This is a genomic window from Clostridium sp. CF012 (genome assembly GCF_018861755.1).
Lineage (GTDB): Bacteria > Bacillota > Clostridia > Clostridiales > Clostridiaceae > Clostridium_AD.
The window spans coordinates 52,271-74,024 of the sequence record NZ_JAHLEF010000010.1; the positions used below are offsets into that span (position 1 = coordinate 52,271).

The 21,754-nt window shown below is 30.8% G+C and carries 19 protein-coding genes; 14 read left to right on the top strand and 5 right to left on the bottom strand.

From position 1 onward, the window contains the following. Nucleotides 1-89 precede the first annotated feature (89 nt). Both lpdA and surE read left to right on the top strand, forming a co-directional pair. Nucleotides 90-1,508, top strand: a complete 1,419-nt coding sequence (lpdA, locus tag KPL50_RS11515) for a dihydrolipoyl dehydrogenase (RefSeq protein ID WP_253200579.1) — start codon at nucleotides 90-92, stop codon at nucleotides 1,506-1,508. Nucleotides 1,509-1,846: 338 nt separating this feature from the next. Then, nucleotides 1,847-2,599 carry a 5'/3'-nucleotidase SurE gene (surE, locus tag KPL50_RS11520; RefSeq protein ID WP_216298614.1) on the top strand — a complete coding sequence of 251 codons (753 nt, stop codon included), beginning with the start codon at nucleotides 1,847-1,849 and terminating at the stop codon, nucleotides 2,597-2,599. A gap of 233 nt (nucleotides 2,600-2,832) precedes the next feature. On the opposite strand, the gene KPL50_RS11525 is transcribed toward surE, so the two are convergent. Then, nucleotides 2,833-3,744, bottom strand: a complete 912-nt coding sequence (locus KPL50_RS11525; protein ID WP_216298615.1) for a transposase — start codon at nucleotides 3,742-3,744, stop codon at nucleotides 2,833-2,835. Between the two features lie 259 nt (nucleotides 3,745-4,003). Between KPL50_RS11525 and KPL50_RS11530 the strand changes: the two genes are divergently transcribed. The 3 genes from KPL50_RS11530 (at nucleotide 4,004) to nagE (ending at nucleotide 8,389) form a co-directional block, all read left to right on the top strand. Continuing rightward, nucleotides 4,004-4,366 (top strand): metalloregulator ArsR/SmtB family transcription factor, encoded by a 363-nt coding sequence (locus tag KPL50_RS11530; protein WP_216298616.1) that lies wholly within the window; start codon nucleotides 4,004-4,006, stop codon nucleotides 4,364-4,366. 69 nt (nucleotides 4,367-4,435) lie between these two features. Further along, a complete protein-coding gene (locus tag KPL50_RS11535; RefSeq protein ID WP_216298617.1) occupies nucleotides 4,436-6,580 on the top strand; it encodes a heavy metal translocating P-type ATPase in 2,145 nt (714 codons plus the stop codon). Between the two features lie 369 nt (nucleotides 6,581-6,949). Beyond that, nucleotides 6,950-8,389, top strand: a complete 1,440-nt coding sequence (gene nagE, locus KPL50_RS11540; RefSeq protein ID WP_216298618.1) for an N-acetylglucosamine-specific PTS transporter subunit IIBC — start codon at nucleotides 6,950-6,952, stop codon at nucleotides 8,387-8,389. 101 nt (nucleotides 8,390-8,490) lie between these two features. Here the strand turns inward: nagE and glcT are convergent, their stop codons facing one another. After that, entirely contained in the window at nucleotides 8,491-9,339 is an 849-nt protein-coding gene (gene glcT, locus KPL50_RS11545) for a glucose PTS transporter transcription antiterminator GlcT (protein WP_216298619.1), read from the bottom strand. 211 nt (nucleotides 9,340-9,550) lie between these two features. Between glcT and KPL50_RS11550 the strand changes: the two genes are divergently transcribed. From KPL50_RS11550 to nagB, 4 genes are all read left to right on the top strand, one after another. Continuing rightward, complete coding sequence (locus KPL50_RS11550) at nucleotides 9,551-10,282, top strand: GntR family transcriptional regulator (RefSeq protein WP_216298620.1); 732 nt, start codon at nucleotides 9,551-9,553, stop codon at nucleotides 10,280-10,282. Between the two features lie 53 nt (nucleotides 10,283-10,335). Then, nucleotides 10,336-11,214 (top strand): N-acetylmuramic acid 6-phosphate etherase, encoded by an 879-nt coding sequence (murQ, locus tag KPL50_RS11555; RefSeq protein WP_216298621.1) that lies wholly within the window; start codon nucleotides 10,336-10,338, stop codon nucleotides 11,212-11,214. Between the two features lie 72 nt (nucleotides 11,215-11,286). Beyond that, entirely contained in the window at nucleotides 11,287-12,450 is a 1,164-nt protein-coding gene (nagA, locus tag KPL50_RS11560; protein WP_216298622.1) for an N-acetylglucosamine-6-phosphate deacetylase, read from the top strand. A 32-nt stretch (nucleotides 12,451-12,482) separates the two neighbouring features. Next, on the top strand, nucleotides 12,483-13,208 hold the full coding sequence (gene nagB / locus KPL50_RS11565) for a glucosamine-6-phosphate deaminase (RefSeq protein ID WP_216298623.1): 726 nt from the start codon (nucleotides 12,483-12,485) through the stop codon (nucleotides 13,206-13,208). Nucleotides 13,209-13,300: 92 nt separating this feature from the next. Here the strand turns inward: nagB and KPL50_RS11570 are convergent, their stop codons facing one another. Further along, nucleotides 13,301-13,741, bottom strand: a complete 441-nt coding sequence (locus tag KPL50_RS11570) for a CBS domain-containing protein (RefSeq protein WP_216298624.1) — start codon at nucleotides 13,739-13,741, stop codon at nucleotides 13,301-13,303. 459 nt (nucleotides 13,742-14,200) lie between these two features. Between KPL50_RS11570 and KPL50_RS11575 the strand changes: the two genes are divergently transcribed. The 4 genes from KPL50_RS11575 (at nucleotide 14,201) to KPL50_RS11590 (ending at nucleotide 18,203) form a co-directional block, all read left to right on the top strand. Further along, entirely contained in the window at nucleotides 14,201-14,659 is a 459-nt protein-coding gene (locus KPL50_RS11575; RefSeq protein WP_216298625.1) for a PH domain-containing protein, read from the top strand. Beyond that, a complete protein-coding gene (locus tag KPL50_RS11580; protein ID WP_216298626.1) occupies nucleotides 14,656-15,576 on the top strand; it encodes a PH domain-containing protein in 921 nt (306 codons plus the stop codon). The genes KPL50_RS11575 and KPL50_RS11580 overlap by 4 nt, the downstream gene beginning before the upstream one ends. 97 nt (nucleotides 15,577-15,673) lie before the next feature. After that, nucleotides 15,674-17,587 (top strand): BMP family ABC transporter substrate-binding protein, encoded by a 1,914-nt coding sequence (locus KPL50_RS11585; RefSeq protein WP_216298627.1) that lies wholly within the window; start codon nucleotides 15,674-15,676, stop codon nucleotides 17,585-17,587. Nucleotides 17,588-17,606: 19 nt separating this feature from the next. Beyond that, on the top strand, nucleotides 17,607-18,203 hold the full coding sequence (locus tag KPL50_RS11590) for a metallophosphoesterase (protein ID WP_309245171.1): 597 nt from the start codon (nucleotides 17,607-17,609) through the stop codon (nucleotides 18,201-18,203). A 76-nt stretch (nucleotides 18,204-18,279) separates the two neighbouring features. Here the strand turns inward: KPL50_RS11590 and KPL50_RS11595 are convergent, their stop codons facing one another. Together KPL50_RS11595 and KPL50_RS11600 are read right to left on the bottom strand one after the other, a co-directional pair. Next, the gene (locus KPL50_RS11595; protein WP_216298628.1) at nucleotides 18,280-19,179 is read right to left on the bottom strand and encodes a DMT family transporter; all 900 of its coding nucleotides are present in this window, start codon (nucleotides 19,177-19,179) and stop codon (nucleotides 18,280-18,282) included. A gap of 61 nt (nucleotides 19,180-19,240) precedes the next feature. Then, entirely contained in the window at nucleotides 19,241-20,293 is a 1,053-nt protein-coding gene (locus KPL50_RS11600; protein ID WP_216298629.1) for an HD-GYP domain-containing protein, read from the bottom strand. Between the two features lie 285 nt (nucleotides 20,294-20,578). On the opposite strand from KPL50_RS11600, the gene KPL50_RS11605 reads away from it, so the two are divergent. Next, entirely contained in the window at nucleotides 20,579-21,724 is a 1,146-nt protein-coding gene (locus KPL50_RS11605) for a cysteine desulfurase family protein (RefSeq protein ID WP_216298630.1), read from the top strand. Nucleotides 21,725-21,754 lie beyond the last annotated feature (30 nt).

The window sequence follows — 21,754 nt, forward strand, 5'->3', positions numbered from 1 at the left end:
GATAGATAAACTATCCCGAAGTTTATCTAATTCATCTCACAGTGAATTTAAAATATTATACATAAACACAACTTATAGGAGGGGCAGTGATGGAGAAGGACATAGTGATGGACAGGGATATAGTTATAATTGGTGGAGGTCCTGGGGGATATGTTGCTGCTATTAGAGCAGCTCAGCTTGGTGCCCGGGTTTGTATTATAGAAAAAGCTGAGTTTGGTGGTACTTGTTTAAATAGAGGATGTATTCCTACAAAGGTGCTGTATAGAAATGCTGAAATCTTAAATACTTTAAAGAATATTAATGAATTTGGAATAAAAGTTGATAGTTATAGTATTAGCGTAGAAGAAATTCAAAATAGAAAAGACAAAATAGTAAACCAGTTGGTAAGTGGGGTAGAACAATTATTAAAGGCTAACAATATAGATATAATTTTAGGGACAGCTTCACTAAAAGATAGAAATACAGTTTCTATTTTATTTCAGAATGGAGAAATAAGAGAAATAACATCTAAGAATATAATTATAGCAACTGGCTCTGTTCCATCAATGCCTAATATTCCGGGCATAAACCTACCAGGAGTATTTACTAGTGAAAGTATACTTGAATTTAAAGAAGTTCCTAATAATTTAGCCATTATAGGTGGTGGGGTTATAGGGATGGAGTTTGCAGGAATATTTAATGCCTTAGGATCAAAAGTAACTATAATAGAGTTTTTGCCTAGTATTCTTGCTCAAGTGGATACTGATTTAACAAAAAGGCTTAGTGTTTCACTTAAAAGAAAAGGAATGGGTATAAATACCAATACAAAGGTAATTAGAATTGAGAAGAATAATGATGGAATAATTGTAACTGCAGAAGGCAAAAGTGGAGAAATTGTGTTTATGACAGACAAGGTACTTGTGTCTGTTGGTCGAACACCTATGACTGAAGGCCTTAATATTGAAAAGTTAGGTATATTGATTAATAGAAAGGCTATTGTGGTAGATGAAAATTATGAAACTAATATCCCGCAGGTATATGCTATTGGCGATGTTAATGGGAAAAGTATGCTTGCGCATGTTGCATCACACCAAGGTAAAAAGGTAGCTGAAAAAATTATGGGGTTTATTACTCCACATTCTAGTGAAATAATACCAAGTTGCATTTTTGTATTTCCAGAGATAGCTTGCGTCGGTATTACAGAAAATGAAGCTAAAGAAAGTTCAATAGAGTATAAAACAAGTAAGTTTTTATTTGGTGCTAATGGCAAGGCTTTGGCACTAGGTGAAGGCGAAGGAATGATAAAGGTTATATCTTCACTTGATAATAAAATCCTTGGAGTTCATATAATGGGACCCCATGCATCAGATTTAATTCATGAAGGTACCATGGCTATAAATAATAATATGAAGGTAGATGACATTACTAGCATGATACATGCTCATCCAACTTTATCTGAAGCTTTTGAAGAAGCTGTATTAGGGTTAAAAGGTGAAGGTATTCATTCAGTACCAACTAAAAAGAGATAAAAGCAATATAAAAAAATTGGCAGAGTACCTGTCAATTTTTTTTATATATAGATGGGGACGGTTAACAACTAATGATTATAATTATGAAATAATGAAATTGAGGTAATTGATATAGGGGGTCATGTTAATTTAAGTTTAGGTACTCAAAAGATATAAAGTAGAATTGTTATTTGCCATAGATATCTATTGTTATTAAATATATAATATAAGATAGAATTATTAATTAATGGTTTATTAAGAATTAGTAAAACTATTTTAGTACATATTATTTAAAAAGGTATTAACTAGTTTTAAATTGTAAAAATTAATATTGTAGTGAACTAAATGGAGGAATGAAAATGAGATTATTATTGACAAATGATGATGGTATAAATGCAAAAGGGATATATGCACTAGCAAAAGAGCTGGAAAAAAATCATGAAGTAATTATCGTAGCACCAGATAGTGAAAGGAGCGCCTGTGGACATTCAATAACTCTTTCAAGGCCGCTTATTGTAAAAAAAATTGTGTTAGAAGGATTAGAATCAAAAGCTTTTAGTGTCGATGGAACACCAGCTGACTGTGTGAAAATCGCAATTAATAAGCTTATTGAAGGTGAAATAGATATGGTAGTATCAGGAATTAATAAAGGTTTAAATTTAGGTACGGATGTTCTATATTCTGGTACAGTTTCTGCAGCTATTGAAGCATCCATTTATAAAGTACCATCTATGGCGATTTCAATGCAGATTAATAAAAATGTTGAAAATTATGAAATGGCTTCAAAATATGCGGGAGAGATACTGCTTAAGGCTAAGCAGCATAACATTAAAAATGATATTGTGTTAAATGTAAATGTTCCATTGCTAAAAAAGAATGAGATAAAAGGGATTAAAGTATGTAAAATTGGAAGTAGATTGTATAACAACCGCTATAGTGGAACTGCTGGAGAAAACAATGGAACTCAGTATGAAATTAATGGCGAATTAATAGATATTCATGAGGAGGATTCTGATACCTTATACTTTAAAGAGGGGTATGTAACTGTAACTCCACTTCATTATGATTTAACTAATTTTAAAATATTGAATGATGTAAGTGAATGGTTTTAATATTTATTATTGATTCAGTTTGACTAATTTTATTTAGCTTCTAAAAATAATAAATATTTTTAGAAGCTTGTACTATTTCAGCGAACTAAAATATACTTATAATATTCTTTGATTTTTTTATTACAAGAGATTAATGAATATCTATCTTTAATATATAATTTAAATGAAGATTAATAAATATGCTTAGATTAAATAATAACCCTAATATCTAAGTACATGCATATGAATATTTGCTAAGAATAACAGTTAATAAAATCCCCAAGAATATTTTTATATTTTTCTTCAGTTGAAATTAATTCTATACCAATAGCGCTTAACTTGGATATTCTAGACTGTGTAATATTACCAAGCACGCTGGATATATCACTTGACTTAAAAGTACCTAGACTTTTCACTAGAACAATTATTAACGCTTTTGTATGTACAAGCTTTCTATTGTACTTAACATTAAGAAGAATCTTTGATGTATTCATCTTTGAGGCTATAAATTCTATTATATTTTCAACTGTAAAATTCCTATTAAGTACATTCCTTCCACTTCTATATTCTGTTTTTTCATCTTTAAATTCAATTTCTTCTTTTAATTTTTCGTCGTTGCATCCAAAAACAAGGCTATAGTAGTTTTTCCTTGCAGTGTCAAGGTTATCCCCAAAAAAACCCAAAACAAATCCATAATCAACTATGTTGAAATGGTCTCGTCTTTTCCCAATATATATTCCCAAACTAGAAAAAGCATATTTTTCAGGGCAATCTTTAAATCCACCAATATCTGTAGGATTATTATGTATATATAATGATACGGTCTTTAAGTATTGGTCATTATCAACTATTATGCTTTTGAATCTATCTTTAAAAAGAGGGCCAGTTCTTTCATATTTTTTATTATAATACATTGCATAAGAAAAATTTATTCCATGCATGACTTTTGATATATCCGCGCCATTAGCATCAATTAATAAATGGGAATGGTTATCCATAAGGCAGTACCCATAAATTTTAACATTATAGAGATTTTTATATTTTTTTACTAGTGATAGATACATTTTTTTATCATCGGAATTCCTGAATAAATCTACCTCGCTGATACTTTTGCACATAATATGAAATATAGCATCAGCTGCTTTTGATCTCTTTTTTCTTGACATGAAAAATCACCTCTCCATATAAACTTTTCTTAAAATCTTTGCCAATATTTTAGTGGAATATTCATGTTCTTAAGCTAATTATTAAAATACAAATACTTGTTAACCGTCCCCAAGGCTTCCCAAGGCTTCTCCCCAAGGCGAGCACCCAACACCCAAGGGAGCAAGAAAAAAAGGAAAAATGTTGACAAGTATTAATCAGTGAAATATAATAGAACATATGAACAATGATTCATGTGTTCATATGAACGGAGGAGATTGAATGGTAAAAAAAATAGAGTTTTGTACTTGTTCTACTATACATGAAGAGGTGGTAGAAAGAGTTAGAAAATCAATACCGCAGGAGGAAACACTATACGACCTGGCAGACCTTTTTAAAGTTTTTGGGGATAGTACACGAATTAAAATTCTTTGTGTGTTATTCGAAAGTGAAATGTGTGTTTGTGATATAGCGGCGCTTGTTAATATGACCCAATCAGCAATTTCGCATCAACTTCGTGTACTTAAAAATGCTAGACTAGTGAAACATAGACGCGAAGGTAAGGTCGTGTACTATTCATTGGATGATCAGCACGTTAAACAAATTTTTGATCAAGGGCTTATACACATAAAAGAATTAAAATAATATCTTATAATATATAGCAAAATACATACTTTATAAGTACATAAATTATTTTGGAAAAGGGGGGAGAAAATGGGGACTATAATAAAAAGAGAATTCATTTTAGAAGGGCTAGGTTGTGCTAATTGTGCTAGTAAGATGGAGGCTAATTGTAAAAGAATAGATGGCGTAGTTGATGCAAATATAAATTTTATTAGTAAAAACTTAGTAATCCAATTTCAAAGCGAAGATAAAATATTAATTATTATAGATGAAATAAAAAAAATAGTTAAGAGGATCGAGCCTGATGTTGTGCTTATACCAAAGACTGCAAATACATTTAAACATGAGGAAAAGGGCCATAATCATAGCCATAACCAAGTTGAAGTAGGTAATAGTAGAAAAAAAATTATAGCTTTTTCTATAGGTGTAGTGCTTTTCACTATAGCAGTTATATTTAAATTAGATTATTGGGTTGAATTTTCATTATTCCTTACAAGCTATTTATTAATTGGCGGAGGAGTACTTTTGATAGCCGTAAAAAATATATTAAGAGGGCAGGTGTTTGATGAAAACTTCTTAATGGCCCTGGCTACAGTGGGAGCGTTTTCTATCGGAGAATTCCCAGAGGGCGTTGGGGTTATGCTTTTTTACCGAGTAGGAGAATTTTTCCAAGATGTAGCTGTAAATAAATCAAGAAAATCTATATCAGCACTTATGGATATAAGGCCAGATTATGCAAATAAGAAATTTGAAGATAAAATTATGAAAGTAGATCCCGATGAGGTACACATTGGAGATATTATAATAGTAAAGCCAGGAGAAAAAGTACCTTTAGATGGTATTGTTATAGAGGGAAGGTCCTTAATAGATACAGCTGCCTTAACTGGTGAATCGGTTCCGAGGCAAATAAAAAGCGGAGAAGAAATTTTAGCTGGATGCATAAATAAAAATGGATTATTAACTATAGAGGTTAAAAAAGAATTTGGAGAGTCTACTTTAGCAAAGATTTTGGATTTAGTGCAAAATGCTAGCAGTAAAAAAGCGCCAACTGAAAACTTTGTAACAAAATTTGCAAGATATTACACACCCATTGTAGTTATAAGTGCAACAGCACTTGCAATAATTCCACCTCTATTAATCCCTGGTGCAACTTTTTCTGAGTGGATATATAGAGCATTAGTATTTTTAGTAGTATCTTGTCCTTGCGCTTTAGTGATATCTATTCCACTTGGATTTTTTGGAGGAATAGGTGGGGCATCCAAGAACGGGATTTTGGTTAAGGGTGGAAACTACTTGGAGGCATTAAATAGTGTTGAAGTGGTGGTTTTTGATAAGACAGGAACACTGACAAAGGGAGTATTCGAGGTTACAGAAATTAATGAGGAAAATGAAATAAGCAAAGAAGAATTATTGGAGTATACAGCTTATGTAGAAAGCTATTCAAATCACCCTATTGCAACATCTATATTGAAAGCTTATGGTAAAGATATAAATAAAGATGACATTAGAGGTGTGGAAGAAGTAGCTGGAAAAGGTATTAGAGCTAAAGTAAAAGGAAAATTTGTGCTAGCTGGTAATTCAAAACTAATGGATAGTGAGAAAATTGCCTATAATAAAGCTGAAAATGTAGGGACAGTAATATATGTAGCTATAGACAATAAATATGCAGGTAGTATTATAATTTCTGATGAGATAAAAGAGGATTCTATACGTGCTATAGCTAGTTTAAAGTCTATGGGCGTTAAGAAAATAGTAATGCTTACTGGTGACAATAAAGATATAGCAATAAATATAGGAAGAATTCTAGGTGTAGATGAAGTTTACTCAGAACTCCTTCCCCATGAGAAGGTCGAGAAGCTAGAAATGCTACAAAAGGAAAAATCAACTAAAGGAAAGATAGTATTTGTAGGTGATGGCATTAATGATGCTCCAGTGCTTGCAAGAGCAGATGTGGGGATAGCCATGGGTGGAGTAGGGTCGGATGCTGCGATAGAAGCTGCAGATATAGTGATAATGACAGATGAACCATCGAAAATCGCTAAAGCTATTGTCATTGCTAAAAAAACAAAGAGGATTGTTATGCAAAATATTATATTTGCACTAAGTGTAAAAATAGCTATTTTAGTATTAGCCGTTTTTGGAATCTCAACTATGTGGGAAGCTGTTTTTGGTGATGTTGGAGTTGCTCTAATTGCAGTGTTAAATTCTATGAGAGCTATGAAAGTTGAAAACTAATAACCTGATGACCCTTTTAAATTATGATTTGGTAGTTCTTGTTACTAATTAAATAATAAAGATAAATATTTAAAAAAAAGTATTGATTATATAAAAAATATATAGTATTATGTATTCAATAGAAGTTTTTCAAGCGTGTAACCGATTAAATTCGGGCAAAAGCTGAAATGGATAATATTAATTATCCTTTTCGGCTTTTTTTTATTATATAGGAGACAGCTTGCGCAAGTGGCTGTGGATAATATCTATACGCTAAAGCTTGTCACTTTTGCCACTTGCCACGTGAGTGGCACTATGAAATTATTTTGAATTTAAGGACGTCAAAAATCCTTAAAATAAATTTTTAAAAATAGGGGGAGGAATTTTATTATGATGAAGTATTTACAAAGATTAGGAAAATCATTAATGCTTCCAGTAGCTTGTCTACCTGTTGCTAGTATTTTGATGGGTATTGGTTATTGGATGGATCCTACAGGATGGGGAGTAAACAACGTAGCGGCAGCTTTCTTAATTAAAGCCGGCGGTTCACTAATTGATCACATGGGGATTTTATTTGCAATTGGTGTAGCTGTTGGAATGTCAGATGACAATGACGGTACAGCAGGACTTGCAGGTCTTGTTTCATGGCTTATGATTACAACTTTACTAGCCCCAGGAGCTGTAGCAATGTTTAAAGGGATTGAAGTTGCAGCAGTACCAGCAGCATTTAGCCATATTGAAACACAATTTATTGGTATTTTATCAGGTTTAATTGGTGCTAGTTGTTACAATAGATTTAAAAGTACTAAATTACCAGATGCTTTAGGTTTTTTTAGTGGAAAAAGAAGTGTCTCTATAGTAACAGCAGGAATATCAATTTTTGCAGCTCTTATTTTATTCTTTATATGGCCTCTAGTTTATGGAGGATTGGTATCATTTGGTAAGTCAATTATATCTACAGGTGCTATAGGGGCAGGTATTTATGGATTCTTTAATAGACTGTTAATACCAACTGGTCTTCATCATGCACTTAACTCTGTATTCTGGTTTGATGTAGCTGGAATTAATGATCTCGGTAACTTCTGGAAAGGTAAAGGAACACTAGGAGTAACTGGTATGTATATGACTGGATTCTTCCCTGTAATGATGTTTGGTTTACCAGCAGGAGCGCTAGCTATGTACCATACAGCTAAAAACAAGAAAAAGAAAGTGGTATATGGTTTATTATTAGCAGCATCAGTATCTTCTTTCTTCACTGGTGTTACAGAACCATTAGAATTTGCATTCATGTTCTTAGCTCCAGGACTATATGTAGTTCATGCTGGTTTGACAGGAATTTCTGTTTTCGTATGTGCATTGTTACCAGTTAGAGCTGGATTTAACTTCAGTGCAGGTTTCGTAGATTGGTTCTTAAGCTTTAAGGCTCCTATGGCTGAAAATCCAATCTTATTGATTCCAATTGGTTTAGCATTCGCTGTTATTTATTATGTAATATTCCGTTTTGTAATAGTAAAATTTAATTTGAAAACACCTGGTAGAGAAGAGGATGACAACGATGCAGAAATGAATGTAAAACTTGCAAACAATGATTTTACACAAATAGCATCTATTATCTTAAAAGGTGTTGGTGGAAAAGAAAACGTAGTATCTATTGATAATTGTGTAACTAGATTACGTTTAGAAATAAAAGATCAGACAAAGGTAAATGAAAAAATTATTAAATCTGCAGGTGTAGCAGGTATAATTAGACCTGGTAAAACAAGTTTACAAGTTATTGTTGGAGTGCAAGTACAATTTGTAGCAGATGAATTTAAAAAATTATGTAAGTAAAAATGATAAACTAATCCCATAATATTAAAAAAATTTAAATAACCTCCATAAGTAATAGTAGTTAAAAACTAAAAATACTTATGGAGGTTATTTTTATAGATCTAAGACGGCTTTTTTAATTTTTCTATATGCACAGCAATGTATGCAACTTCATCCTCCACCACAGTTAAATTCAATTGATCTTCTATAAGCTTACAAACTTTTTCAGCTAAGGAATAAGAGTCGCTATATTGTGCTTTAATTATATCAAATAATTCATTCTTAATAGAGTTATTATTAATTAGCCTTTGAATAGCAAAGCGAAGATGAGTTATAAATCTGGCATAGTCAATTGATCGTTTGTCAATTTGTATATCTAAACTATCTTCTATTAATTCTATAATAGAATTAGCTAAGAATGTATACTTTATAGTATTTGATAGCTTGCCATTATTTCTTGCTGAGTGAATGTGTAGTGTAATAAAGCCTATTTCACCATCTGGAATTATTATATTCATTTTCTTTTCAAGCATGGAAACGGCTTTTTTAGCTATTTCGAATTCTCTTTTATATAGTGTTTCAGTTTCCACCAAAAACGGATTTTCAATTTCATCATTTTGTTTAAGCCTCTTTAAGGTAAAAGAAATATGGTCTATAAGTGAAATATGTATTTTTTCATCTAGATCTTCGTTAAGCTCTTTTGATATCATAAATATTATCTCTTCACAAAGGCCAATTAATTCATCATCAACATTAGTTACAAGTTCTTTAAAATTATGATAATTAGTCTTATTGTCTAAAGAAAAAATCTTATCTACTTTTGTATCAGAAGAAAGTATATCATCTAAATGCTTCCCAAAACCCAAGCCTTTTCCAAATAGTATTTTTTCTTTATTATTTTGTGTTACTAGTAGAACATTGTTATTAAATACCTTTTGTATTGTATAGTCAACTTTAAAAAGGGAACTCATAAATATACCTCCTGTTTTTTACTAAAATAGATAATTTTCCTTATTGATATAGTCAAATTGAAAGAAATAATAGATTTTTATTTATTAACTTAAATAGGTTGTAAAAAATATAGATATGAAATATAATTGGTATAGACAACATAACAATATAGTAACATATGAACTATGCTTATGTATACAAAAACTTATTGTTAATTGAGGAGGGGAAAGCTTGAAAAAAGTTTCAAAAGATAACCCTATACCGCTTCATTATCAGATAAAAGAAATACTACAAGAAATGATAGAAAATGAAGAGTTAAAGCCGGGACAATTAATTCCAACAGAAAGAGAGCTTTGCGAAATCCAAGGGGTTAGCAGAATGACTGTAAATAAGGCTATTATGTCCTTAGTAAATGAGGGATTAGTTTATAGAGAACAGGGAAAAGGAACTTTTGTGTCTACTGCAAAGGCTAATCGTGAAATATCAGATCTTAAAGGTTTTACTGAGCAAATGCAAGAAAATGGCGTAGTATCAAAAACTAAAATATTATCATTTAAGATTATAGAAGCAACAAAAAAATATAGACTTGAATTGAAAATGCCTGAAGATGAAAATAAAATAATTGAAATTAAAAGACTGAGATTTAGTGATGAACAACCAGTTGCCATTGAAACAGCTTGGCTTCCATATTATTTGTTTAATGGAATGACTAAAGACATTATTGAAAATAAATCATTATACGAGATCTTTCGTGAAAAGTATGGATATCACCCTGATAATGCAAAACAAACCATTGAACCAACAATGCTAAATGAATATGAAAGTAAACTTCTAAATCAAGAAAACTCGGCTTTGGCTTTAATATTTAGACGAACCACCTATTTAGAAAATCAAATGCCTATTGAGTATACCAAGGCTATATATAGAAGTGATAAGTATAAATATCAAATAAACTTAAAATGAGAGAAAAATAATTAGGGTTGTTATTATACTAAAAAGTACGCAGGGAGGGTTTTATGAAAAAAAATAGTGAGGGTGAATTAAATTTAGACAAAATGAGTACCTATGAAATTCTTAAAAATGTAAATGATGAGGATAAAAAGGTAGCAATAGCTATTGACAAAGAGCTTATTAATATAGAAAAAGCAGTAGAATTGATCCTTGAAAGCTTTGAAGAAGGTGGGAGACTCTTTTATATTGGCAGTGGTACAAGTGGGAAATTAGGAGTAATGGATGCATCAGAATGTCCTCCTACCTTTGGAGTTTCTGATACTATGGTTCAAGGAATTATTTCAGGTGGAGTGGAAGCCTTAAGTGGATGGCTTGAGCATACAGAGGATGACCCAGACCTTGCTATTAATGATTTAAAAGTGGTAAATATAAATAAAAAAGATGTTTTAGTAGGTATAACGGCTAGTGGAAATACTCCTTATGTTGTACGCGCCATGGAATATGCTAAAGGAAGGGGGTGTAAAACCATTGCGCTTATGTGTAACTCAAAGGGGAAAATTAAAGATATTTGTGAAGTTACTATAGCTATAGAGGTTGGACCAGAAGTAATACTAGGGTCTACTAGAATGAAGGCAGGAACTGCGCAAAAAATGGTTTTAAATATGTTAAGCACAGTAGCAATGATTAAACTGGGCAAAACTTATTCGAATTTAATGGTTAATGTACGACCTATTAATAAAAAGCTACAAGAACGGGTACGGGAAATAGTGAAGCTTGCCACAGGTGTGGATGATACCACCGTAGATGAAATTTTAGAAATTTGTGAATATGATCCTAAAGTTTGCATTGTTAAAATTAAAGGCGATGTGACCGTTGAAAAAGCAAAAGAAGCCTTAGATAGGAGCAAGGGAAATGTAGCTAAGGCACTGGCAATATTGTTATAATTAGATACATGAAAATAAATAACATAACTAGCATACTGACTTAAAATTAAAATATATGATGAGGTGATGGAAATGAAAGCTATAGTTAATGGAAAACTTATAATGAAAGATAGAATAATGCATGATAGTGTAATAATTTTTGATAAACAAATTACAAACATTATAACTGAGGATAGTTTCCTTCTGTATAAAAAAGAATATAAAGAAGAGTTACAAGTAATTGATGCTGAGGGTAAATATGTTTCACCTGGATTTATTGATATTCATATTCATGGCTCAGGAGGCTATGACACCATGGATGCCACCTCGGAAGCCTTAAGAGTTATAAGTACTACAATAGCTGCAAATGGGGTAACAGCATATCTACCTACTACAATGACTATGGATAGTGATAGTATATATAATGCTCTAGATGCTATAAGAGAAGCAATGTCAACAGAAAATGAGGGGGCAAAGATTTTAGGAGCACATATGGAGGGACCTTTCATAAATGAAAAGTACAAAGGAGCTCAGAAGGCAGATAATATTATAGAACCAAATTATGATGTTATAGCTGATTATTTAGATATTATTAAAATTATAACTTTGGCACCTGAAAAAGATGAAAACCATAATTTTATAAAAAAAGTAAAAGAAAATTCTGAAATTACCTTGTCAATAGGTCATTCAGATGCAAGCTATGAAGAGACAATTGTGGCTATTGAGCACGGAATAACCCATGCAACTCATACATTCAATGCTATGACTCCCTTGAATCATAGAAAACCAGGCATTGTAGGTGCAATTTTTACAAGTGATATAACCTGTGAGTTAATAGCGGATATGATACATACTCATCCAGCAATTTTTAATATACTTATAAATGCAAAGCAAAAGGATAAAATTGTACTTATAACAGATTCTATGAGGGCTGGCTGCATGAAATGTGGTATATATGATCTTGGTGGACAGAAGGTAATAGTTGAAAATGGAGCTGCAAAACTTCAAGATGGTACTTTGGCAGGAAGTGTTTTAACCTTAAATAAGGGTGTTAAAAATATGATAATCCAAAGTGATTTAGAAATCTATGAGGCAGTAGCCATGGCATCCAATGTTCCAGCAAAGGTTATTCATATGGATAATAAAAAGGGAAGTTTAGAGGTGGGGCTAGACGCAGATATAGTAATTTTTGATGAAAACATAGATGTGTGTTTAACAATAGTTGAAGGAAAAATAGTGTTTCAAACCCAAAAGTAAAATTTTGGGTATTATTATGAGGTGGTGCAAATATGAGAATAATAGTAGTAGATAATTATGAAGAAATGAGTAAAAAAGCTGCAATGATGATAGCAAGTCAAATAATGCTAAAGCCAAATAGTGTGTTAGGACTGGCTACTGGAGATACTCCACTTGGAATGTATAAGGAATTAATTTCATTATATAGCAAAAATGAAGTGGATTTTAAAGAGGTTACAACCTTTAACTTGGACGAATATTATGGACTTAATAGAGAAAATCATGAAAGTTATTATAATTATATGATTGTTAATTTATTTAAGCATGTAGATATAAACATGGAAAATATTAATGTGCCCAATGGTATGGCAGAGAATGTTGATGCTGTATGCTTAGACTATGAGGATAAAATAAAAGAAGCTCACGGCATTGATATGCAAGTGCTAGGTATAGGTGGAAATGGGCACATTGGATTCAATGAACCAAATGTGAATTTTGAGGCACAAACCCATTTAGTAAATCTTGATGAAGAAACTATAGAAGCTAATTCTAGATTTTTTGACTCCATAGAGGATGTGCCAGTAAAAGCTATAAGTATGGGAATAAAGACAATAATGAACTCCAAGAAGATCATTCTACTTGCCAATGGAATAGGCAAGGCGGAAGCAATAGAAAGAGCAGTTAAAGGCAAAATAAGTCCTAAAGTACCTGCATCTATCTTGCAGCTACATAATGATGTAACACTAATTTTAGATAAGGAAGCTGCCAGCCTTTTATAAAACAAAACACCTATACTAGATAATGAACTGTCTCCTGTAAGTAGACAGTTCATTATTAAACTAGTGTAGGTGTTTTGTTTATTTCTCGTGAGTTATGTTGCTATTAATTTAAATCCTCTAATTTCGTTATTATCGTATAATAAATTAAAACAATAAGTTATTATATCACTTCTTTTAATTATTCCTATAAAAATATTATTATCATCTACAACAGGAATAAAGTTTTGATCCTTTGCTAGAGATATTAAACACTCTATATCTGAATTAATTAATACTGCTGTGTTACAGATGTGCATAGGAATATCACTAATTAAAATTTTACTTGTATCATTAAAACTTAAATTTGGAGTATTCTTTAGTTTCCATAATAAATCACCTTCTGTTAAAGTACCTACATAATGGCCTTTTTCATTTACTAAGGGCACAGCAGCATACCTATGGTACTCCATTCGTTCTAATGCTTGCCTCATAGTAGAGCTTGGCTTTTCATAAACAACTTCATTTTTAGGCGTAAGAAAAAAAGCTATGTTCATATTTACCCATCCTTTAAAAATTTTATTTTACCAGTTATCTTACAACCTTATTATACCATGTTTCTTTTGTTTATTGATGTATAATCTATTAAAATTGAAGCTATTTTATAAATGATTTGTAAAATGGTTAAAAAAGATTTGCAACCACTAATTATTAATGAATTTAATAATGGACTTTACATGAATTTTAGTCTAAAATACTAAAATAACAGGTTAAATAGTAATTATGTCATAATAATAAGGTATAATGGTAATAAGGAACTAGAGGAATGTTATTTTAATATAACATATAGACAAATGTAAAAAAATGAAGAGCGAGGGGGGGGGAATTGTTTTTTTAAGATGAAAAAATATTAGTAAATTACCGTCAAAGTGTCCCAATAAGGAAATTGTAAGAAGAGCAACCTTTAGAATATTAAGTACAGCAATTATATATAATTTAATTTTACGGAGGTTAGTATGAAAAAAATTTCAGCATATTCACGAAAAATATGGACAATAAAAGGATTAATCGCAACAGGCATATTTTTAGCAATTGCTGTAGCATTAAATATATCTTTAGAGTTCAATGATCTATGGAAATATGTAATAATTTTTAGTATATATGGATTAGCATTAATAATATTAATAAACTCTTTATTTATGTCAAAATATAGATATGAAAAATATAGATATGAAATAGACGCCCAAAAAATTATTTTAAGATATGGAGTATTCAATGAAAAAAATATAGTTATTCCTATGAAAAAAGTTAAGTACGTAGATATAAAGCAAGGAATAATTTTAAAAAAATATAAACTTATAGACCTAAATGTGCATACTGCTGGGGGTTTTTATGTAATTCCTTGTTTGGACATTGAAGTAGGAAAGAAAACTCAGATCAGTATTGCAAAATTTATTCAGGAGAGAAGTATATGAGAGAATTAAAAAATAATGACGAAAACGAAGATGAAAATGAATTTGAAGAGAGCATAAAAGAATTTACTCCACCTTTAAAAGATTTATTTATGATGGCAACAATTGCTAGTATTATTCTAGTGGGATTATCTATAATAATAGCTTTTTACTTTAAGGTGGGAGATATAATAATTTTTAGTATGTTATTTATTTCATGGATAGTATGTACTATTGTAACTTTAATAAAATATTATAAATATACAGTTATAAGAGAGGTCAACACTATTAAACTATCCTATGGGTTGTTCCATAAAAAGGAAGTATCTATTCAGGTAAAGGGAATTCAAACTTTAACGATAGTAGAGGGGATTATTCAAAAACCACTAGGTTATTTTTCATTAAAGGTGGAAACTATAGGTTGTGGAAAAGATAAAGGCGAAAGCATAATGATTTGCCCTATTGCTAAAAGTAAAGTACTTAATAAGTTTTGTGAAGATATTTTACCAGAAATGAATATTACTTACGATTTAAGAATTCCACCCCAAAAAGCTTTAAATGGATTTCTATTATTTAAATTATTAGAGGCGGTTTTGATAATAGGTCTAATAGCTATATTTCTTCCTTATGGATACTATGCATTTTTACTAATTCCGATTTTATTATTTTGCCACAGTATAAGATTTAAGGATAATGGTTTGTACTATGGTAGTGATTTTATTGTTATGCGGTTTAGAAAATTACATAGGGAAACAGTTATAATCAAAAAGGATTGTATTCAGTCTTTTGAAAAAGAACAAAACATTTTTCAAAAGAGAAGAGCTATTGCTAAATATAAAGTATATATAGCTACAGCTGGTTTAGGTAAATCATACAAGGTTGGATATATAAGTGAAAATAATCACAAGTCATATGCCTCTAAGGTGGTAGTTAATTTATAATTATGTGTTTATTCAAATGTTGGTATAAAAATAGACTGGCCTACTGACGATTATTTTTTTGAAGACTTATTTATAAAAACACTAAGGAGTGAGCAGGATGAATTTTTCAGCTGTTGATGAATATAAAAAGGCTAGTAAATCAGCTAAACTTAGATATTACATGGACATATCAAAAGGAAATTCAGGGCACATATCATCTTTAGATAGTATTTTAAAAAAACTAGACATAGTAGCAGAGATCCCCTTAGGAATAAAAAGCATTCCATTAAAAAAGATAATAGGAACTTATTTTTATACAAGGAGTAGGGATTTCGCAATGAATTTTCTTCCACTAGCTAATGAAGATAGTGAGTTTTCCACAAAATGGAAAGCGGTCTATACTCATCATATTAATGATGGAATAACTGATCCCATTAAAATTTATGAGTACATGAATGAATTCTATGTTATGGAAGGAAATAAGAGGGTAAGCGTATTAAAATATGTAGATGCTTATGCAATAGAAGGAGAAATTACTAGATTAGTTCCTAAAAGAGATGAGATGGATTTAAAAAACACAATATATTATGAGTTTTTAGATTTTAACAATAGCACAGGGATAAATGCTATTTGGTTTACAAGTGAGGGCAGCTTTCCACTCCTTTTCAAATATCTGGATGAATATAATCCAAAGCTTACCTTGTTTTCAAATAAATACGAGCATTTTTTAAAAAATGTTTATTCACCCTTTAGAAATATCTTTTATGAATTAGGTGGAGATAAGTTAAATATCACCACAGGGGATGCATTACTAGAGTATATAAAAATATATGGTATTTCAGAAGAATTTATAGAAAGAAAGAGAAAATTAAGAGTTGGAAAATTCTTAACTGAACTTGTGATACTATCTAAAAATAATGCAGTAGATATTCAAACGCAGCCTTTTGATGTGCATAAGAAAAATGTTATCACATCAATTACAAATTTAGTAACCACACATAAAAAGTTAAGAGTGGCTTTCGTTTTTGAAAAAACAATTGATACCTCAGGTTGGAGTTATGTTCATAACTTAGGAAGAATGTACGCTCAGAAACAATTAGGCAGTGAAATTGAAACTTTTGTTATAGAAAATTTTCAAAATGATGGTGATAGCTATGAAAGATTAAGTGAGTTATGTGAAGAGGATTATGATATTATTTTTACTACATGTTCATATTACCTTAATATAACTTTGAGAGCAGCTTTAAAATATGACAATATTAAGTTTTTTAACTGTTCACCAGTAAAGGCCTATAGAAATGTAAGTACCTATTTCGGACGCTCTCATGAACCAAGGTTTTTAATGGGCCTTATTGCAGGTACAATTACAAAATCAAACGTTATAGGATATATAGATATTTATAATGAAACAGAGATTGTAACAGGAATTAATGCTTTTGCACTAGGTGTTAAAACAGTAAATCCTAATGCTAAAGTTATGATTTCATGGCTTAATGAAACAGGGGATGTAAATCATTCTAAAGAATTAATTCAAAACCTTAAGAGCTGTGGTGCAGATCTTATAATGCAAAATGACCTAATAGCTTTAGGTAAGGGTTCAAGAGACTTTGGTTTATATTCTTTAAAATATAGTGAAAAAGAGGAAAGATGGATACCCGAAGTAAATTATGGTTTAATTACATGGGACTGGGGAGAATTTTACGAAAAAATACTTAGAAATATCGTAAATGGTAGTTTTAAAGGCATATTTAGCACTGAATCCAAACGTGTAAGCTTTTGGTGGGGAATGGACTCAGGCCTTGTGGATATTATTTATTCAAAACATAATGTGCCAATCCAAACTCAAAAGCTAGTAGATATTATGAGAGAATTAATTATTGAAAATAGATTTCACACTTTTGCTGGGCCGGTGCAGGATAGCTTTGGTGAAATCAGAATAAAGGATGGCGACATAGGAAACTATGAGGATATGCTTTATATGGACTGGTTTGTAGATAATGTGGTGGGAGAACTTCCAAGGGAAGAAGAATAGAATCTCAAAAGATAAGTAGGTGATTAAAGTTAAAGTATTATTAGTTTCAGATATTGAAGATAGCTATATTTGGGATCACTTTGATTATGAAAGATTTAGTGAAATTGAGCTGGTAATATCCTGTGGAGATTTAAAAGCAGAATATCTAGAATATATAGCTGATATGATTAAAGCACCAGTAATTTATGTTAACGGTAATCATGATACAAGGTACTTAAACAATCCACCAGCTGGATGTATCCCTATTGATGATAAAATTTTTGTGTATAAAAATCTTAGAATACTAGGCCTTGGAGGATCTATTGACTATAATAAAGGTCCTTTTCAATATTCACAAAAGGAAATGCAAAAAAGAGTTGCAAAACTAAAGTTGAGTTTATGGAAGAACAAAGGATTTGATATATTAGTAACCCATTCACCAGCAAAAGGTATGGGGGATGCAAAAGATCCTTGCCATCAAGGCTTTGAAGTATTTATAGATGTTTTAAATAAATATTCTCCGAAATATTTTTTTTATGGTCACCAGCATTTGGAGTATGGAAAAGGTGAAAGAAGAATGATTTATAACACCACAACGCTTATAAATGCATTTAGATATTATATTATTGAGATATAAGAAGCCCATGGGTAATTACCCATGGGCTTCTCAATATTTTCATGTACATAAGTTAATTATATCCTACTACCTAAGTTTAAGTAGAAGCAGATATTTTCTTTTTTTTCAAGAAATCCCATTTGGTTTCTGTTGTTATAATCGCTAAAAATATGGTTATGCAGCCTATAACCATTTTTGATGTAAATATTTCATTAAGCATTAAAACAGATAAAATAGAACCAAAAACTGACTCTAAACATAAAATAATAGCCGCATGAGTAGAGGTGGTATATTTCTGTGCTACATTTTGTATAATAAATGCAAACATTGTACTAAAAATCGCTAAATAACCAATTGCAAATATTGCATCTGAATTCAAATTCGTTGGCATTGGTTCATAAATTAAAGCAGCTATAAGAGAGAATACTGCAGCAGATCCCAGCTGTATTATTACAAGGGTTATAGCACCGACTTTTTCAGTGAAAAAACCAACAGAAACTATATGCGCTGCGAAAAATACTGCGCATATTAAGGTCAAAGCATCACCAAGGCCGATATATATACCTCCATCTAGAGTTAACATACCTATTCCTATAAAACATAGAAAAGCAGATACTAATGAATAGGTATCTGGTTTTCTTTTGCTAATTGCCCAATAAAGAAAGGGCACAATAACTACATTAGTTCCGGTTAAAAAAGCGTTTTTGCCAGCAGTAGTATATTTCATACCAATGGTTTGAGCAGCAAAGCCTAAGAATAAGAGAAGTCCAACCAAAGTTCCAACCGCTAGCTGATTTTTAGTAATGTGTTTAATTTTCTTTCTGAAAAATAAGAGCATAATTATCGTAGAAATACCAAAACGCATTGTCATAATATAAAAAGGTGTAACACTATCTAAAGCACCTTTTACAGCTATAAATCCACCACCCCAAACAATTGCCACTAGCAGCAAAGACATATCAGCGAGAATACTCTTTTTTTTGTCTGTATTTTTCATGATTAGCACTCCTTTAACATATGAGGCATCTTTGCCTTGTTATTTTTAAAAATGATAGAGATTAGGGTAGGAATTCTGTAATAAATATATTTTTTTCTTTACTTAAATCGATAAAGGATGAATCAACAGAGATAAGAGGCTTAGAAATATTATTTATATCTATTTTAATTATCTTTCCGACAGAACCATCATTAAGCTTTACCATTTCGCCAGTATAGTAATTTGACATTTGCCTTATGAAGGTAGTTAGATAATTATAATCAAACAAACCCATGCAATCATGTTGCATAATTTCTAAAACTTTAAAGGGATTTTGTCTTTTGCAATATACTTTGTCAGAGGTCATAGCATCAAACATATCTGTAATTCCTATTATTTTTGCAAAAGTATTAATTTTAGATTCTTTTAAACCAAGAGGATACCCTGAACCATCTATACGCTCATGATGCATAAGCACACCTAAACTTACAGAAGTATCTAAGTTAGGAATGTTTTTTACAAACTCATAAGAATAAACTGAATGTTTTTTAACTTGTTCAAATTCTGATTTTGTAAGTTGTGAAGATTTATTCAATATATCTGAGTTAACTTTTGTTTTACCGATATCATGAAGAAAAGCTGTATAGGTCAAAAGTGTTAAATCTCTCTTAGATAACTTCAACCATTTACCTAGCATAGAACTTAAAAATGCAACGTTTACACAATGTCTTATAAGATACTCGTCTACATCTCTAGAACTCGAAATGCTTTTTAAAATAGATCCATAATCGTTAAGGTTATCTAAGATTTCTTTAGACATACTTCTTATGTCTGATAAATCTGGTTGAGAATTTGTTTCTGCGTTATTTAGAAATTTATCTACGCTATTTGAAAAATTATTTAAAACATTTTCAGTTTGAATTAAAGTTTGTGAACTAGAAACTACCGTTTCTTCATCATCATTATAAATGGATATAGTATTTAATGGGTAGAGTTCTAGTATTTTCTTAATCGTTGTGCTGTTTAAAACAACTTCCTTTGCAACTAGAGTTAATCCGTTTAAAATTAAATTTTCCGATAAAATCATACGTGGTTTTAATTCGTAAATGCTTATACTTTTAACATTTGGTTTCATAGATACATCTCCCTCAAAATCAACTCGCAAATTTTGTTGAATTATTTAATTAGCTGTAGATAAATTATAAATTCCAATAATTTTATTTTACCATAAAAACTAATATTATCCTATAAAATTAAAGTTATTAACATATGTTATATTGTGTTTTGTGACCAATTTATTTAATTAATTGACATTTATAATTAACATATTTATAATTAACTATATCAGAGCGAATTACTAAGAATTCGCAAGATACCTTAGTTGATTTTTAAGAGTAATATAGAGGAGAGAGATAGAAATATGGAAGTATATTTAGATAATAGTGCAACTACCCTGCCTTATGAAGAGGTTATTGAGGAGGTATGTAGTGCTATGAGGAATTACTATGGAAATCCATCATCAGCTCATAGTTTAGGGTTTAAGGCAGAGCAAAAACTTAGGGAGATAAGAGTAGATATTGCGAGTAGTATAAATGCTACAAGCGAGGAAATAATATTTACATCAGGAGGAAGCGAAAGTAATAATTTTCTTATAAAGGGGTTTGCTAAGTCCACGTCTCATATAATAACTACTAAAATTGAACATCCAAGTGTAACAAACACATTTAAGGTATTAGAAGATTTAGGAACAAAAGTTACATATATTGATGTAGATGAAAATGGTAGAATCAATGTGAAGCAGCTTATAGATAGCATAAATAAGGATACTCAAATTGTAAGTATAATGCATGTTAATAACGAAGTAGGGGTTATACAGGACATTGAACTTATAGGTAAATTAATTAAGGAGAAAAGTAATAGGGCTAAGTTTCATGTAGATGCAGTGCAAAGTTATGGAAAACTTACTATTGATGTAGAAAAGTATAAAATTGATTTGTTATCTACTAGTGCACATAAAATCCATGGTCCTCGAGGAATTGGATTTGCATATGTACGAAAAGGGCTTATACCTCTTAGCTTGATAAACGGCGGAGGGCAAGAAAGGAATTTAAGGTCAGGTACAGAAAATCTTGCTGGAATTGCTGGATTTGCAACTGCAGCACAAATTATGTGCAAAAATCAGAATGAGAATTTCAACAATGTTTTAGAGATAAAGAAATATTTTATAGATAAACTCTCCCGCCTAGAGGATGTAATAATTAATAGTAAGTTAGAAGATAGTTTTACACCTTATATACTAAGTGCTTCATTCAAGGGTGTAAAAGGAGAGGTACTGCTTCACTGCTTAGAAGAAAAAGGTATATATGTGTCTACGGGTTCTGCATGTTCAGCTAAAAGCCCTAATAAAAATAGTGAAATATTAAAGGCTCTTGGAAGAAATTTAGAGGAGCAAAAGGGAACTATACGGTTTAGTTTTTCTGAATATAATAAAAAAGAAGAAATAGACTATGTGGTAATTGAATTAGAAAAATCACTAGAATTTTTAAGAAAACTAAACAAAAGATAATTGGTATCAACCCAGGTGATGATTTAACGA